Source organism: Bradyrhizobium australafricanum (genome assembly GCF_020329495.1).
GTDB lineage: Bacteria > Pseudomonadota > Alphaproteobacteria > Rhizobiales > Xanthobacteraceae > Bradyrhizobium > Bradyrhizobium australafricanum.
Genome location: NZ_JAGKJL010000008.1, coordinates 69532 through 85350, shown reverse-complemented (window position 1 = coordinate 85350; position 15819 = coordinate 69532). Strand labels below are relative to the sequence as shown.

The 15819-nt window shown below is 65.7% G+C and carries 13 protein-coding genes; 5 read left to right on the top strand and 8 right to left on the bottom strand.

Annotated features, from left to right (window positions below; translation table 11 throughout):
- The first annotated feature begins 3 nt into the window (after positions 1–3).
- Both J6525_RS09880 and lon read left to right on the top strand, forming a co-directional pair.
- Positions 4–411, top strand: a complete 408-nt coding sequence (locus J6525_RS09880) for an Hsp20/alpha crystallin family protein (RefSeq protein ID WP_028332710.1) — start codon at positions 4–6, stop codon at positions 409–411.
- An 11-nt stretch (positions 412–422) separates the two neighbouring features.
- Positions 423–2801 carry an endopeptidase La gene (lon, locus tag J6525_RS09875; protein WP_092085649.1) on the top strand — a complete coding sequence of 793 codons (2379 nt, stop codon included), beginning with the start codon at positions 423–425 and terminating at the stop codon, positions 2799–2801.
- A gap of 81 nt (positions 2802–2882) precedes the next feature.
- Here lon and J6525_RS09870 read toward each other — a convergent pair whose 3' ends face one another.
- The 5 genes from J6525_RS09870 to J6525_RS09850 form a co-directional block, all read right to left on the bottom strand.
- A complete protein-coding gene (locus tag J6525_RS09870; protein ID WP_028332712.1) occupies positions 2883–3131 on the bottom strand; it encodes a hypothetical protein in 249 nt (82 codons plus the stop codon).
- Positions 3132–3284: 153 nt separating this feature from the next.
- Positions 3285–4940, bottom strand: a complete 1656-nt coding sequence (locus J6525_RS09865) for an OFA family MFS transporter (protein ID WP_092085775.1) — start codon at positions 4938–4940, stop codon at positions 3285–3287.
- 325 nt (positions 4941–5265) lie between these two features.
- Entirely contained in the window at positions 5266–5535 is a 270-nt protein-coding gene (locus J6525_RS09860) for a sulfurtransferase TusA family protein (RefSeq protein ID WP_057014863.1), read from the bottom strand.
- Positions 5536–5589: 54 nt separating this feature from the next.
- A complete protein-coding gene (gene mobB, locus J6525_RS09855; protein WP_028332715.1) occupies positions 5590–6117 on the bottom strand; it encodes a molybdopterin-guanine dinucleotide biosynthesis protein B in 528 nt (175 codons plus the stop codon).
- Between the two features lie 177 nt (positions 6118–6294).
- Positions 6295–6633 carry a hypothetical protein gene (locus tag J6525_RS09850; RefSeq protein WP_092085645.1) on the bottom strand — a complete coding sequence of 113 codons (339 nt, stop codon included), beginning with the start codon at positions 6631–6633 and terminating at the stop codon, positions 6295–6297.
- A gap of 437 nt (positions 6634–7070) precedes the next feature.
- Between J6525_RS09850 and J6525_RS09845 the strand changes: the two genes are divergently transcribed.
- Together J6525_RS09845 and J6525_RS09840 are read left to right on the top strand one after the other, a co-directional pair.
- On the top strand, positions 7071–7382 hold the full coding sequence (locus J6525_RS09845; protein WP_016847487.1) for a hypothetical protein: 312 nt from the start codon (positions 7071–7073) through the stop codon (positions 7380–7382).
- Positions 7383–7597: 215 nt separating this feature from the next.
- A complete protein-coding gene (locus J6525_RS09840) occupies positions 7598–10129 on the top strand; it encodes a fused MFS/spermidine synthase (RefSeq protein WP_225643995.1) in 2532 nt (843 codons plus the stop codon).
- A 120-nt stretch (positions 10130–10249) separates the two neighbouring features.
- Here J6525_RS09840 and J6525_RS09835 read toward each other — a convergent pair whose 3' ends face one another.
- Entirely contained in the window at positions 10250–12199 is a 1950-nt protein-coding gene (locus tag J6525_RS09835) for a molybdopterin biosynthesis protein (RefSeq protein ID WP_225643993.1), read from the bottom strand.
- Positions 12200–12208: 9 nt separating this feature from the next.
- A complete protein-coding gene (locus J6525_RS09830; RefSeq protein WP_225643991.1) occupies positions 12209–13318 on the bottom strand; it encodes a molybdopterin-binding protein in 1110 nt (369 codons plus the stop codon).
- A 185-nt stretch (positions 13319–13503) separates the two neighbouring features.
- Between J6525_RS09830 and J6525_RS09825 the strand changes: the two genes are divergently transcribed.
- A complete protein-coding gene (locus tag J6525_RS09825) occupies positions 13504–14715 on the top strand; it encodes an ABC transporter substrate-binding protein (protein WP_376708465.1) in 1212 nt (403 codons plus the stop codon).
- Between the two features lie 120 nt (positions 14716–14835).
- Here the strand turns inward: J6525_RS09825 and J6525_RS09820 are convergent, their stop codons facing one another.
- Positions 14836–15804 carry a TAXI family TRAP transporter solute-binding subunit gene (locus J6525_RS09820; RefSeq protein WP_225643988.1) on the bottom strand — a complete coding sequence of 323 codons (969 nt, stop codon included), beginning with the start codon at positions 15802–15804 and terminating at the stop codon, positions 14836–14838.
- Positions 15805–15819: the final 15 nt, after the last annotated feature.

The following is a 15819-nucleotide window of genomic DNA, read 5'->3' as shown; positions in this document are numbered from 1 at the left end:
CCCATGCGGCCCAAGGATCAGATCAACTGGATGCTGTCGGATGCGATCGAGGCGCTCGCCCGCGCCGAACGGCTGCACCAGAGCTTCCTCAATTTGCACCCGCGCGCGGGAAGCACCGAGCCGAGCTGGGAACCGCCGACCGACGTGATCGAGACCGAGGATGAAATCCTGATCCTGGTCGCGTTGCCGGGGGTCGATCCCGACGAGGTCGAGGCCGCGCTCGACGGCGGCACGCTGGTGATCTCCGGCCGCCGCACCCTGCCCCCTGAACTCCGCAACGCCCGCATCCTGCGCCTCGAACTGCCGCAGGGCCGGTTCGAGCGCCGGATCGCGCTGCCGACCGGCCGCTACACCATCAGCCGCTTTGCCGCGCATGGTTGCGTCGGCCTGCGGCTCGGAAAGTCGAGCTAAAGGATTTCGACATGGCTGCCTCAGACGTTTCAAGCCCAGCATCGACTTCGACGCCGATCCCGAGCGACGCGCTGATCATCGTCCCGGTGCGCAACACCGTGCTGTTTCCGGATGTCATCATCCCGATCACGATCGCCCGCGCGACCTCGATTGCCGCGGCCCAGCAGGCGGTGCGCGAGCAGCGGCCGATCGGCATCCTGCTGCAGCGCGATCCCGAGACCAACGATCCCGGCCCCGACGGGCTGTACCGCGTCGGCACCACAGCCAACATCGTGCGCTACATCACCGGCGCCGACGACACCCACCATCTGGTCTGCCAGGGCGTGCAGCGCATGCGCGTGCTCGACTATCTGCCGGGCACGCCGTTCCTCGCGGCCCGCGTGCTGCAAATCCCGGAGCCGACCACCACCTCGGCCGAGATCGAGGCGCGCTTCCTCAATCTGCAGCGCCAGGCGCTGGAGGCCGCGCAATTGCTGCCGCAAGTGCCGCAGGAGCTGATCGCCGCGCTGCAGGGCACCACCTCGCCGGCAACCCTCGCCGACCTTGCGACGTCCTACATGGACATCAAGCCGTCGGAGAAGCAGGACATCCTGGAAACCATCGATCTCGTGGCGCGGATGGACAAGGTGTCGCGTCACCTCGCCGAACGTATCGAGGTGCTGCGGCTGAGCCAGGAGATCGGGCAGAAGACCAAGGCCGTGTTCGACGAGCGGCAGCGCGAGGCGATCCTGCGCGAGCAGATGGCGACGATCCAGCGCCAGCTCGGCGAAGGCGACGGCAAGGCTGCGGAAGTCGCCGAGCTGACCAAGGCGATCGTGGAGGCCAAGATGCCGCCGGAGGCCGAAAGCCAGGCGCAGAAGGAATTGCGCCGCTACGAGCGGATGCCGGAGGCCGCGGCCGAATCCGGCATGGTGCGCAGCTATCTCGACTGGCTGATCGACCTGCCCTGGAGCATTCCGGAGGAGAAGCCGATCGACATCGCGGAGGCGCGCAAGATCCTCGACCAGGACCATTATGGCCTCGAGAAGATCAAGAGCCGCATCATCGAATATCTCGCGGTGCGCAAGCTCGCGCCCGGCGGCAAGGCCCCGATCCTGTGCTTCCTCGGGCCGCCCGGTGTCGGCAAGACCTCGCTCGGCCAATCGATCGCGCGCGCGATGGCGCGGCCATTCGTCCGCGTCTCGCTCGGCGGCGTGCATGACGAGGCCGAGATCCGCGGCCATCGCCGCACCTATATCGGGGCGCTGCCCGGCAACATCATTCAGGCGATCAAGAAGGCCGGCGCGCGCAATTGCGTGATGATGCTGGACGAGATCGACAAGATGGGCCGCGGCATCCAGGGCGATCCGTCGGCCGCGATGCTGGAAGTGCTCGACCCCGAGCAGAACAGCACCTTCCGCGACAATTATCTCGGCGTGCCGTTCGACCTCTCGCGCGTCGTGTTCATCGCCACCGCCAACATGCTCGACGGCGTCCCCGGGCCGCTGCTCGACCGCATGGAGCTGATCAGCCTCGCCGGCTACACCGAGGACGAGAAGCTCGAGATCGCCAAGCGCTATCTGGTCCGCCGCCAGCTCGAGGCCAACGGCATCAAGGCCGAGCAGGTCGAGATCGATCCGGATGCGCTGCGGCTGATCATCCGCAGCTACACCCGCGAGGCCGGCGTGCGCAACCTGGAGCGCGAGATCGGCAAGGTGCTGCGCAACGTCGCGGTGCAGATCGCCGAGGGCAGCACCAGCCACGTCACCATCGCGCCGAAGGACATCGTCTCGCTGCTCGGCCAGCCGAGGTTCGAGAACGAGATCGCGATGCGCACCAGCATCCCGGGCGTTGCCACCGGGCTGGCCTGGACCCCGGTCGGCGGCGACATCCTGTTCATCGAGGCGTCGCGCACGCCGGGCCGCGGCGCGTTGATCCTCACCGGCCAGCTCGGCGAGGTGATGCGCGAGAGCGTGCAGGCCGCGCTGACCCTGGTGAAGAGCCGGGCCTCCCAGCTCGGCATCGATCCCGGCGTGTTCGAGAAGAGCGACATCCACGTCCACGTTCCCGCCGGCGCGACGCCGAAGGACGGCCCGAGCGCGGGCGTTGCGATGTTCACCGCCCTCACCTCGCTGTTGACCGACCGCACGGTGCGCAGCGACACCGCGATGACCGGCGAGATCTCGCTGCGCGGCCTGGTGCTGCCGGTCGGCGGCATCAAGGAGAAGGTGGTCGCGGCCGCGGCCGCCGGCCTGACCCGGGTGATGCTGCCGGCACGCAACAAGCGCGACTTCGACGACATCCCCGCCGGCGCCCGCGCCAAGCTGGAGTTCATCTGGCTCGAACGGGTCGACGAGGCGATCGCAGCAGCGCTGGAGGCCGCCAAGACGACGCCCGCCGCCGCGGAGTGATCGCGTCTCAAACGCAACAAGAGGGCGTGACAGCGATCGCCGTCACGCCCTCTTGCGTTGCAGATAGCGGAGCGGTGCCGCTCAGCTCTTGCCCATGCATTCTTCGATGTAGAACCAGCGGTCGTCGCCGGTCAGGCCCTTCGACTTCACCTCGGCGCGGCAGACCTTCAGCTTTGGCTTGTTGGCCTTCCACTTCGCCTTCATGTCCTTCAGCTTCTGCATGGTCAGCTTGACCTTCGACGGCTTGGCCTCGGTGGTCTGGGCTGACGCGGTGTGCAGCGAGCCGGCGAGAAGCAAGGCGGCCACAAGACAGCTTGCGGTACGAAACATGACTGAAATGTCCCTTGATTATCTGTTGATTTGAACGGCGTAGAGCTTCTTGTTTGACGCGTCTTCTTCACGCGAACCGGCATCCACTTCGCTCGAAAACGCCTCAGGCCGCGCGCGGGATACCAGATGGCCCGCGCGCGGCCTGAACTGCGATCAGAGGATTTTGACCGCGCTGAGCAGCGTCATGTAGACGCCCCACGCCAGCGGAATGCCGACGAACAGCCAGAACAGCGCCGCCTTGGCGTCGAGCCCGCCGAACCCGATCCCGTAGGAACCGTGCGGTCCGGCCGCCGCGGCACTGGCGCTCGCATCCTGCAGCTTGGCGACCTCGGCGTCGCTCATATGCCATTTCGAATCGACCGGCTTGATCAGGTAATTGCAGATCAGGCCCGCGATCAGCATGGCGCACAGGATGTACATCGTGGTGTTGTAGAGTTGGTCGCGCGGCACGCCGGCGGCAAGCTGGAACTCGCGGATGTAGTTCACCACGACAGGACCGATGATGCCGGCGGTCGACCATGCCGTCAGCAGACGTCCGTGGATGGCGCCGACGAACTGGGTGCCGAACATGTCGGCAAGATAGGCCGGCACGGTGGCGAAGCCGCCGCCATACATCGACAGGATGATGCCGAAGCCGAGCACGAACAACAGCTTCGATCCCATCGCGGCGAAGGTCGGCGCCAGCGCGTAGAGCGCGATGCCGAGGATGAAGAACGTGTAGTAGGTGTTCTTGCGGCCGATCTTGTCCGACAGCGACGCCCAGAAGAAGCGGCCGCCGATGTTGAACAGCGACAGCAATCCGGCAAAGCCGGCCGCGATCGCCGCGATCTGCGCCTTCTGTCCGGCATCGAGCTGGTTGAAGCCGACATTGGGCAGGCCGATCAGCTTGCCCGCGAAGATCTCCTGCAGCATCGGCGAGGCCATGCCGATCACGCCGATGCCCGCCGACACGTTCAGGCAGAGCACCCACCATATCAGCCAGAATTGCGGCGTCTTGTGCGCGTTGTCGAGATGGACATGCTTGCTCGAGATCATCGCGTTGGCCTTCGTCGGCGGCGTCCAGCCCTCGGGCTGCCAGCCGGCCGGCGGAATGCGATAGCGGAACGCGCCGATCATCATGAACACGAAGTAGATCGCGCCCATGGCGAGGAAGGTCTCCCAGACGCCGACCGAGGTCGGGGTCTTGAAGTAGTTCATCAGCCTGTCGGCGAGCGGGGCGCCAATCATCGCGCCGCCGCCGAAGCCCATGATCGCCATGCCGGTCGCCATGCCGCGCCGGTCGGGGAACCATTTCACCAGCGTCGACACCGGCGAGATGTAGCCGAGGCCGAGGCCGACGCCGCCGATCACGCCGGAGCCGAGCCACATCAGCCAGAGCTGGTGCGTGTAGACGCCGAGCGCGCCGATCACGAGACCGCCGGCCCAGCACAGCGCCGCGACGAAGCCGGCCTTGCGCGGACCGACCTTCTCGAGCCAGCCGCCCCAGATCGCGGCGGAGACGCCGAGCAGCACGAAGAACAGCGTGTACATCCACCCGAGGCTCGCGACCTTCCAGTCGCAGGTGGTGGTGAACAGCTCCTGCACCAGCGAGATGTCGGGGCACGCCTTCGGCGCGGTCAGGCCGATCGCGCGCGACAGCGGCAGCCAGAACACCGAGAAGCCGTAAGCCATGCCGATGCACAGATGGATGCAGAGCGCGGCCGGCGGCACCAGCCAGCGGTTGAAGCCGGCGGTCGCGATTGTATGTTCCTTGTCGAGGAAACCTGCGCCTGTCGCGGATACGCGTCCGGCGCTGCTCACTGTGGTCATTGACACCTCCCCTGCAGCCGCCATTACGACAGGCGCATCTGCATCTTCGATCCCGTCTCAGCCCATTGCGGCCAGCGTCAGCCGGCAGCTCCGCACATTTCCTCAATGCGTCGGGACCAACCACGCACATTCCGGAAATGCTAACCCCCAATACGACCGGATATGCCCGGCCGTGCAGCCCGTGATCTGGGCACGGGCCCAGTCGTTGTCCGTCGATGCGCCCACGCTCGAGCACAACGCCATCACCACAACCCGGCGGACATTATCAATTCGCGCAGAATGGAAAATAGGTGTCGATAGGCAAAAGGTAGATATCAAGCTGCATCTAGCGCGTACGCGGCAACGCAGCATTCGAATTGCCTATCGCTCCATTGATCTTCTCGATCAAGAAAACGATCCGGGCGTCGCTTCGTTCTGTGATCTCGACCTTGTCGCCGGTCTCCTGGATGAGGGCCGGGATATCGATCACCGAAAGCGGATCGGTGCAGTGCACCTCGAGGAAATCTCCCGCCGTCACGCTCCGGAGGGCCTTGCGCGTCTTCAGCGCCGGCAGCGGGCATTTCAGGCCGGTGAGATCGAGCTTCGTCGTTGTCATGGTTCGACCATGGCGAAGCCGTCCTGCATCGTCAACGCCGCCTCCCCGTCCACGTCAGCCTTCGGCCGGAGCCGACGCGAGCACGTCGTCGACGGGAATCGCGGCGCGCAGCATCAATTCGGCAACGTCCTCGATGTCGTCGAGATGCGCGACCGGCAGCGTGGTTGCAACGGCGACATCGCTGGCAATCCCGACCACGCGCGGGTCGTCGGGAAACAGCAGCGGCTTGCCGTTGGCGGCGCGGTACACCTCGATCTTGTTGACGGGCTCGCGCTTGAAGCCTTCGACCACGACCAGATCGACCTGCGCCATCTTGGCGAGCAGCTCCGGCAGCCGCGGCTCATCGGCGCCGCGCAGCTCGTGCATCAGCGCCCAGCGCCGCGTCGAGGACACCAGCACCTCGGTCGCACCGGACTGCCGGTGCACCCAGGAGTCCTTGCCGGGCACGTCGACATCGAATTCATGGTGGGCGTGCTTGATCACGGAGACACGCAGGCCGCGGCCCAGCAGGCAGGGGATCACCCGCGACAGCAGGGTGGTCTTGCCGGCACCGCTCCAGCCCGCGAGGCCAATCACTTTCATACGCGTCTCCGAAGACATGCCAATCGTTTGGGTATCCACGCCCGCGGTTCCGCCCGACATGGATGGCCGGGACCAGCCGTGACGGCGGAAAGCCGCGACTTGCGCCCAACGCTGCTTATATCAGCCTTGGAGCGATGTCATGCCAGGCTCGCCGGCGGATGAGGATGGGCTGGCGCGCTAGAGGACTGCCCTCGGAAACTCCTGCAGCAGCTGCGCCCACAGCACCGCGAACGCGATCAGGCCACAGGCCCCGAGCGCCGCGGTGAATCGCGGCAATCGGCCGATGGCGACGAGCAGCCAGGCCGGCAGGAAGAACAGGCCGAACACCATGCCGAGCGGAAACACGGCCAGCCACTGGAAGCCGGTGCCGTCGCCAGGCGGCACATGGGCGATGGCGTAGAAGGTGTAGAGCCAGAACAGGGTACCGGCCGCCGCGACGAGCGCAGCAATCTTGCGAAAATTGACGGTGTCGCGTGCCATGCTGGATTGGTCGCCGCAATCGGCGAACCCGTTCACGGGCCGCCTCGCAAGTTGGGCTCGGCTCGCAATCCCGCAGGATCAGTCGGTCCGTTGACTGATTGGCCGCCCCGGCTTGGCCAGCCTTGCCGATCGGCTCTCTCTCGGGGGCTGGTCACGCATCCGCAGCCTCTTCCGCGGCCGCTGCGTATCGACTGCCAGCACTTCTTCCAGCGTTGTATTCCTAAAACGAAGCCTTCTTAACATCGCTCCGCTCCTCGAGCGGGTGGGAGCCCCATCGGTCGCTCAACCACCGACATCCACAACAGGGCCCATGTCGGTGACAAGAGATAACCAGCGACGGGACGGTTTGCTCCAATGCATGTTGCAGCCCCCGCTCACGTCACGCGCGATCCCGCTATCCAGCGGATTTACCTCGAAATTTCCAATACGCAGGGCGATCGGAACACGATAATGTGCAGCATGGAGGACTATGTATGCCTCGCTCGCCTTCGATTGTGCCGCATTCAATCGACCACGACACCTATCTGGTGCTGAACGATTTTGGCCGACTGGGCCGTGCCTGGAGCGAAACCGACGAAGAAGGCACTGACCGGAAAACGCTGATCCGCCGCCTGCTGGACGACCAGTACAGCCGCCCGGTCCGCATCGTGGCCTTCAATACCAACGAAGGATGGTCGCGCGACGTCACGACCGACATTGCCGACGAGCTTCGGCGCCGTTTCGTCGAATACGAAGAGGTCCCGCGCTCCGTGCTGGAGTTCGTGGAGACGGCCATGCGGCATTGAGCTGGATCCGCAACGCAAAAGGCCCTCTCACAGCGCGATCGTTCGGCCCCCTGCAAGCATCCGCCAAACGGCAATTTTACGAGCAATCTCAACGGGATCCGGCTGCCGCGCGGCGCTGCTCCGCCATAAGGCAATATTAAGAGCATTCGCCTTACCTGTTCTCCGTTCAACGGGAGAGCGGTCCAGTGCGCAATCGTGGTGACGTTCGAGACGCCGTGAGCCTGAAAAACCGGGTTCTGGTCACGGCGATCTTTCTGGCATCGGGCGCGGCATCGCTGATCCTGCAGGTTCTCTGGTTCAAGCAACTGCAATTCGTGCTGGGAAGCGCGACCGTCTCCGTCAGCGTCACGGTGGCAAGCTTCTTTTTCGGCCTCTCGCTGGGCAGCGCCCTGGGAGGCCGGATCGCCGACACCGTCAGCCGCCCGCTGAAAATCTACGGGTTGCTCGAACTCGCCCTCGCCCTCGTTTCTCTCGCGGTCACCGCGTTCCTGTCGCATTGGCCGACATGGGTGGGCTGGCTGTCACCGATGCTGGATCTGGAGTCGCCATTCCGGCTGCCTCTCATGGTCGCCGTGTCGCTCGCCATCCTGTCGCTGCCAACGATGTTGATGGGCGCGACCCTGCCCTTCCTGGTGAAATTCCTGACCCGCACACAAACCGACCTCGCCAATCGGATCGGTCTGCTCTACGGGTTCAACACGCTGGGCGCCGCCATCGGCACCCTGGTTGTCGGCTTTGTGCTGATGGGCCTTTGGGGCATCGCGGGATCGAGCCTGGTTGCGGCAGCGCTGTATGTCTGCGTCGGCGTCGTGGCCCTGTTCGTTGCGCGCGGCGCAAGCCCACTCTTGCCGGTCGCCGCACAGGCACCGGTGCAAACCGCCGCGACCGCAAGTGGCAGGACGTCGGTCCTGATCTGGATTTTCGCGTGCTCCGGTTTTGTGTCGATCGCCTATGAGGTCGTCTGGTTCCGATTCCTGACCAATGTCAGCACCTCGAGCGTCTACGCTTTCTCGGGCATGCTCGGCGTTTACCTGCTGGGGCTCGTGATCGGCGCCCTGATCTGCGCCAGGCTGCTTGCCCCCCGCAAGGATCAATTGCTGCGATACTTCGCCGTGACGCAGCTGTTGATCGCGGTTGCGGCCACGCTGACCGTCGGAATACTCGGCAAGGCGCGGACCATGGGAGTAGCGCTGTCTCCCATCGTATCGGGCCTGCTTCCTGTCCCGGTGCAGGAGCTGTTGGGGGGTGACGTTTCATTCTTCCTGGTCTGCGCTGTTGCGCTGTTGCTGCCGACGACGCTGATCGGCATCAGCTTTCCGCTCGCCAGCGAACTGACCGTGATGCAGATGAGCGCGCTGGGCCGCAGGATCGGCACGCTCTACGCCCTGAACACGATTGGCGGCGTCGTGGGCTCGCTGGCGGCGGGATTTCTGCTGATCCCCTGTCTGGGCAGCCAGGGCGCGCTCACCGCGCTGATTGTCGTGAACGTCCTGCTGTTCGTTGCGACCACCGTGTCGCAGCCGGATCTTGTGGGAGAAAGGAGCCTGTGGCGGCAGGGGACGATCGCCGCGAGCGTCATCGCCGTAGCACTGCTGCTCTTCACTCCGCACTATCTGGAGCGGGTCCTGACCGCGATCGAAGGCGCCAATGTGCTCGAGTTGCGGGAAACCCGGCAAGCGACGTTTGCGGTGGTCGAGTATCGCGAGAAGGCGGCGGGCACCTATCAGCAGTTGGTGGTGAATTCGAAGAGCTATGCCAACAACCGTCCCGAGGGCAGACGCTACATGGCCGCGATGGGGCACTATCCCGTTCTGCTGCACCAGGGCCCGGTTGAAACGGCTGTCGTCATTTGCATCGGGACCGGAACCACGGTGGGAGCGGTGAGCACCCATGAAGAATTGCAATCCATCGACGCGGTCGATCTGGCATCGACGGTGTTCGAATTCGCGCCCCACTTCGTGCCGATCAACAAGCAATTCTATCAAAATCCCAAGGTCCATCAGATCGTCGCGGACGGGCGCCACTTCCTGCTGGGGACCAAAGAGACATTTGACGTCATCACGCTCGAGCCGCCACCGCCCCATGATGCCGGCGTCATCAACCTCTACACGGAGGAATTCTATGCGCTGGCAAAGCAGAAGATGCGTCCCGGCGGCGTTCTCGCGCAATGGGTGCCGCTGGATTTCAACCGCGGCATTCTTCCGAAGATGATACTCAAGGCCATGATGGGCCAGTTCAAGCATGTCTCGCTGTGGCTGCCGTCCAGAATGGAAGGCGTGGCGATCGCCTCCGATGAACCGTTGAACATCGATCCGCGCGAGCTCGCCATGCGCATGTCGAAGCCCGCGGTGGCTGAAGACCTGACGGCGAACGGCCTCGGCTCGTCCGAGGAATTCCTGGCGACGTTCATCGCCGCCGATGAAAAACTCGCGGCCTTTGTCGGGGATGTGCCGAGCCTTACGGATGATCGGCCGCGTCTCGAATATTACAACTGGTATCCGCTGGGTTCGGTCAGCGTGGACGAACTGAAGCGCCTCCGCGAGCCGGTGGAAGCCTATCTTGCCGACCGTTCCATCGACGAGGCCCGTCTCAATACCGCGCGCACGGTGGCCAATGCGATCCTGGACGAGCACAAGGCCACGGCCGACGGCGACAGGTCCGCCGCCCGGGCAGCGCTTCGCCTGGCCGTCAAACTGGACCCGGACAATTCCTACGTCGACTTCCTGGACCGCAAGCTGAGCGAGTGAACAGGGTACCTTCGGCACACCGCATCAGGAAGTCCCCGAATGTCGCGAAGAGATGTGTAAATGCCCTAGTGCTTTCGCAGGGACGACAGCTGTGATTGGTGCGGCAGAGCGGCACACCGGCTACGCCGGCCTGAACCCCGCCTTCGTCAATGCATCCCGGCCTTCATCCGACGCCAGCGCGTCAAGAAAGGCCTGCACCGCGGGCCGCTGCTTGCGCGCCGTCACCAATGCGAAGTCATAATGCTCTTCAGCAAGCGGTATGAAGCCGAGTCCGGACGCATCGGCGACCGGCGCGATGGTCATGCCCCAGTCGGCGCGGTGCTGCGCCACCGCGGCCGCAACCGCATTGTGCGAGCGCGGCTGATTCCAGTAACCGTCGGGCCGGCTGCCCGCCAGCAAGCGATCGATCAGGATGCGGGTGCCGGCGCCCTGGTTGCGGTTGACCATGATGCAGGCGGGATCGGCGAGCGCGGCGCGCACCGCCTGTTCTGCACTCAAGCCGGCAAAGCGCGTGTCGTCCTTGCGGAACACGATGCCCTGCATACGCCGCCAGCCCGGCACCAGCTCGAGCCCGTCGGCCAGATACGGCGTGTTGTAGGTCTCGGTCTTGTCGTCGAACAGATGGATCGGGGCGAGATCGCATTCGCCGCGCTTGGCGGCAGCGAGCCCGCCGAGGCTGCCGACCGCGATCGAGCGCACCACGAGGCCGGCATGCGCCAGCGGCGCGGTGACGAGATCGAGCCCGGTGCAATGGCTGCCGACGATGACGAGATCGGGCACCCGCACATGCGGCGTGAGCAGCGTCACCTCGGCCTCGCTGCCGGCCGGCAACTGGTCGGCCAACGCCTCGATCTTCAGGAAGCCGTCGGCCTGCGCGAACGAGGTGATCGCGCCGGAACCCTTGCCGCTCGGATAGGCGATCAGGCCGTCGGCGCCCTCGACCAGCGACACCATCACGAACTCGGTGCGCCCGAGCTCGGAGGCGATGCGCACCGGCACCTTCGCCGCCACCTTGGCATCCGATCGCGGCGGCAGCCCGGCCATCCGCCGCAGCACCGGTACGATCATGTCGTGGAAGGTGAACATCGCCGAGGTCGGAAAGCCCGGCAGGATGACCACCGGCTTGCCGTCGCACACCGAAAGGCACAGCGGCTTGCCGGGCTTCAGCGCCACGCCATGCGCGATGATGCCGGGCTTGCCGAGGCGAGCGATGATCCGGTGCGAGACGTCGCCCGCGCCCTTGGAGGTGCCGCCCGACAGCACCAGCATGTCGCTGTCCGCCAGCGCCTTGCGCATCGCGGCCTCGAGCATCACCTCGTTGTCGGCGATCGCGCCAAGGAACGCCGCGTCGGCGCCGTTCTCGGCAATCGCCGCGGTGACGATCGCACCATTGGTGTCGTAGATCGCGGCCGGCCGCAGCTTCTCACCCGGCTGCACCAGTTCGTCGCCGGTCGAGAGGATCGCGACGCGCGGACGGCGCGTCACCGCAACCTCGGCGATGCCGCAGGCCGCGAGCATGCCGATCTCGCGCGACCCGATCATCGTCCCCGCGCGCAGCAGGGCCTCGCCGCGCGCGATGTCGGAGCCGGCATAGGACACGAACTGGCCGGGCGACGCCGCACGCCGCACCTCGATGGTGCCGTGGCCGGCAGGCTGTGTGTGCTCGACCATCACGATGGCATCAGCGCCGCGCGGTACCGGACCGCCGGTCGCAATCGCGGTTGCAGTACCCGGGAGCACCGGCAGGGTGGGCGCGGTCCCGCACGAAATCGTCTCGTCGTTCAGCGCGAGCTGCACCGGCGCGGCCTCGCCGGCGCGCGCCAGATCGGCCGAGCGCACCGCAAAGCCGTCGACATTGGAGCGATCGAATGGCGGCGCGTCGATCGGCGCCACCACGTCCTCCGCCAGCGCACGGCCGAGCGCATCGGCGAGCAGCAGTTTCTCGGACGGCAATTGGCGCGGGAACAGCGCCGCCTCGAAGCGCGCGAGCGCCTCCTCGCGCGACAGGATGGTCAGGAACTGGTCCTGCTCGACGGACGGGTTGGGTTTCGGCGTGAACGTGTTGTTCATCTCGGGAACTCACTCCCGCAACATATAGGCATCGACAACCGCGCCCGCAGCGAAGCCCTCGGCAGCGCCGGGCACGATCAGCAGGGCTTCGGCGCGCACGATGGCATCGAGCGACAGGTCGCCGATGGCAAGTGCCGCCCAGGAACCTTGCTCGCGTATCAGCAGCACGACCTCGGCAACGCCGACGCCGGAGGCGATCTTGCGTTCCAGCGGCAGCGCCAGTGTTTTGCGCGCGCGCCGGCCCGACAGGCGGTCGAGCAGGGGAAGCGCAATCGCCCACCAGGCCGCGAAAGCCTGATCCGGCGCGCCCGGCAGGGCGACGACCGGCGATGCATCGATCCGACCGACCGCTGCGGTGCGCCCAGGCTGCAGCGCGATCCCGTGCGCGATCAGTGCGCCACGCCTTGCCAGCGCATTCACCGCAGCATCGGTGTGACCAACGCCGGTGCCGCCGATCATGACCATCAGATCGCAGCCGTCTGGTTCGAGTGCGTTTGCAATCGCCGCCACATCGGGCGCCGCCTCGATGCCGACGACCTCAGCGCCCGCGAGACGCGCGGTATCAGCGATCAGTTGTGCGGTCAGCTCGCCATTGGCGATGTTGACGATGCGAAGCCGCGGCCGGCGCACGCGCAACATCTGCAGTCCGGCCGCGCGCGCGAGCAGCAGTCCGCGCGGCAGCAGCGGCTCCCCTGCTGCGATCACGGTGCGCCCAACGGCGATGTCGCTGCCGGCACGCCTGACGCCCTGCCCCGGGATCGCTTCGGCGAGCACCTGCGCAAGCGGACCGGAAGTATCGACGGCATCGGCATCGACCACGCAGTCGGTGCCTTCAGGCATCGCGCCGCCTGCCGCCACCCAGACCGGAGGTTCGGCCAGCGGCAACGGCGCATAGGAAGACGCGCCGACCAAGTCATTGGCGCGCATCGCCCACCCGTCGCTGACCGCGACATCGTGCGGCGGATAGGCGCGCAAGGCCGGCATCTCGGCCGCAATGCAGCGCAAGGCGTCGGCCGGCGGCAACGCGATCGGCTGGACCGGCCCGACGTCGCGCAGCACGGCAGCCAGTGCCGCATCGAGCGGGGTGAGCGAAGGCGGAAGGCGCTGAGCGGTGACCATGGCCCGCTATGGACTGAATCGGCCCCGAAAGAAACTGCCTCTCGCCCGACCGGGGCTGCGTCATTAGACCGATGGCGCGTTGACGCGGTCCGCAATATAGTTGCAAAAGAAACCAATATGACCGGGTCCCCGAAGGCCCGGCACAACTAATAATGGCCAATGCGCCAATTCGGGAGGGAGACAGAATGAAGGCCACCAGACTAGCCATGTTCGGGACGCTCGCAGCCGCGCTGCTGGCCTCCCCGACCGTATCGGCGCAGGTATCCGACGACATCGTCAAGATCGGCGTGCTGACCGACATGAACGGCCCCGCCTCGACGCCGACCGGCCAAGGCTCGGTCACCGCCGCGCAGATGGCCGTCGACGATTTCGGCGGCAAGGTGCTCGGCAAGCCAATCTCGGTGATCGTCGGCGATCACCAGCTCAAGCCGGATATCGGCGCGACCATCGCGCGACGCTGGTATGACGTCGATCAGGTCGACCTCATCGTCGACGTGCCGGTCTCGGCGGTCGGGCTCGCGGTGCAGAACATGGCCAACGAGAAGAAGAAGCTTTTCATCACGCATTCGACCGGCGCGACCGATTTCCACGGCAAGTTCTGCTCGCCCTACGCGATACAGTGGGTATTCGACACCAGGGCGCTCGCGGTCGGCACCGCGCAGGAGGTGGTGAAGCGCGGCGGCGACAGCTGGTTCTTCATCACCGACGATTATGCGTTCGGCCACTCGCTGGAGAAGGACGCCTCCGCGATCGTGACCAAGAACGGCGGCAAGGTGCTCGGCGCAGTGCGGCCGCCGTTTGCGACGCCCGATCTGTCGTCTTTCATCCTGCAGGCGCAGGCCTCGAAGGCCAAGATCATCGGCATTGCCGGCGGACCGCCCAACAACACCAACGAGATCAAGACCGCCGCCGAGTTCGGCGTCTTCGCCGGCGGGCAGCAGATGGCCGCGCTGCTGGCGCTGATCACCGACATCCACTCGATCGGGCTGTCGGCCGCGCAGGGCCTGCTGCTGACCACCTCGTTCTACTGGGACATGGACGACAAGACCCGCGAGTGGTCGAAGCGCTATTTCGCCAAGATGAACCGGATGCCGACGATGTGGCAGGCCGGCGTCTACTCCTCCGTGACCGCCTATCTGAACGCGATCAAGGATGCCGGCACCGACGATCCGCTCGAGGTTGCGGCCAAGATGCACGAGAAGCCGGTCGAGGATTTCTTCGCCCGCAACGGCAAGCTGCGCGAGGACAACCTGATGGTGCACGACCTCTGGCTCGTGCAGGTCAAGACCCCGGCCGAGTCGAAATATCCGTGGGACTATTACAAGATCCTGGCCAAGATCTCCGGCGAGGACGCGTTCGGCCCGCCGGACCCGGCCTGCGCGATGGCGAAGAAATGACGACCGAAGGTCGTCATTCCGGGGCGATGCGTCAGCATCGAACCCGGAATCTCGAGATTCCGGGTTCGCGCTTCGCGCGCCCCGGAATGACCTCTGCGCGATAGCGCGTCCATGCAGAGGTCATTTCGCCACCCCGATCTCGCGGAAATATCTGAGCACGCCGGGGTGGATCAGGTTGATATCAGGCGCGGCGGCGAGCGTGTTCGCCGCCGTGGTCTCGCACGCCTGGGCGAGCTTGTTGCAGAAGGTCGCTTCGATGCCGTGCAGCGTCTTCGCCAGCCGATAGGCGACGTCGTCGGGCAAGGTCTCGCGCACCAGGATGTAGCTCCAGGAGCCGACCGAAGAGATTGCTGCGGTCTGCTTCGGATAGCTGCCGGCGGGGATCGTCAGCGGCTTGAGGAAAGTGTGCTTGGCGCGGATGCGGGCGATCTCGTCCGTGGTCGGCGCGATGAAGCGCGCGCCGGTGGCGCTCTCGGCCATCTTGGTGAAGCCGGGCCAGCCGATGCCGGCGCCCCACAATGCGGCGGCGCGGCCGTCCTCGACCATCGCAGGCCCGTCGCCGGCGCGATCGAGATAGATCGACTTGAAGTCCTCGTCCTGCTTCAGCCCGATGCCGTCGAGGATGTAGCGCGACAGGATCGGCAGGCCGGAGCCCTTGGCGCCGAACGCGACGGGCTGGCCGATCAGGTCCTGGATCGTCTTGTAGGGACTGTCGGCCCGCACCACGAACATGCCCGGGCTCGAATACATCGCGGTGAGGATCTTCAGCTTCGTGGCCTTCGGCCGGCCGATGCCCATGAAGGCTTCATAGGACGGCTCGCCCGCCACGGTCGCGATATCGACGTTGCCGGCCTCGAGCAGCGGGATGTTCTCATTCGAGCCCTTGGTGTTGCGCGGCTCGATCGACAGCGTCGGGTCGGCCGCATTCATCACCTCGGCGAAGGCATTGCCATAGAGCGGAAAGCCGCCACCCGGTGTCGCCGTGGCGAAACTGATCGTGGTGTTGGAAATGGTCTTGCTCCCCTCTTGCCCCGCCGCCCCGCCCGCGAGCAGCAGCGCACCGGCGCACATCATAACAGCGAATTTCATCCCGAGCCTCAAGCA

Excerpts from the sequence above, each read along its gene's own strand:
- J6525_RS09880 (WP_028332710.1), top strand. The coding sequence starts at position 4 with ATGCGGCCCAAGGATCAGATCAACTGGATGCTGTCGGATGCGATCGAG.
- lon (WP_092085649.1), top strand. The coding sequence starts at position 423 with ATGGCTGCCTCAGACGTTTCAAGCCCAGCATCGACTTCGACGCCGATC.
- J6525_RS09870 (WP_028332712.1), bottom strand. The coding sequence starts at position 3,131 with ATGTTTCGTACCGCAAGCTGTCTTGTGGCCGCCTTGCTTCTCGCCGGC.
- J6525_RS09865 (WP_092085775.1), bottom strand. The coding sequence starts at position 4,940 with ATGACCACAGTGAGCAGCGCCGGACGCGTATCCGCGACAGGCGCAGGT.
- J6525_RS09860 (WP_057014863.1), bottom strand. The coding sequence starts at position 5,535 with ATGACAACGACGAAGCTCGATCTCACCGGCCTGAAATGCCCGCTGCCG.
- mobB (WP_028332715.1), bottom strand. The coding sequence starts at position 6,117 with ATGAAAGTGATTGGCCTCGCGGGCTGGAGCGGTGCCGGCAAGACCACC.
- J6525_RS09845 (WP_016847487.1), top strand. The coding sequence starts at position 7,071 with ATGCCTCGCTCGCCTTCGATTGTGCCGCATTCAATCGACCACGACACC.
- J6525_RS09835 (WP_225643993.1), bottom strand. The coding sequence starts at position 12,199 with ATGAACAACACGTTCACGCCGAAACCCAACCCGTCCGTCGAGCAGGAC.
- J6525_RS09830 (WP_225643991.1), bottom strand. The coding sequence starts at position 13,318 with ATGGTCACCGCTCAGCGCCTTCCGCCTTCGCTCACCCCGCTCGATGCG.
- J6525_RS09825 (WP_376708465.1), top strand. The coding sequence starts at position 13,504 with ATGAAGGCCACCAGACTAGCCATGTTCGGGACGCTCGCAGCCGCGCTG.
- J6525_RS09820 (WP_225643988.1), bottom strand. The coding sequence starts at position 15,804 with ATGAAATTCGCTGTTATGATGTGCGCCGGTGCGCTGCTGCTCGCGGGC.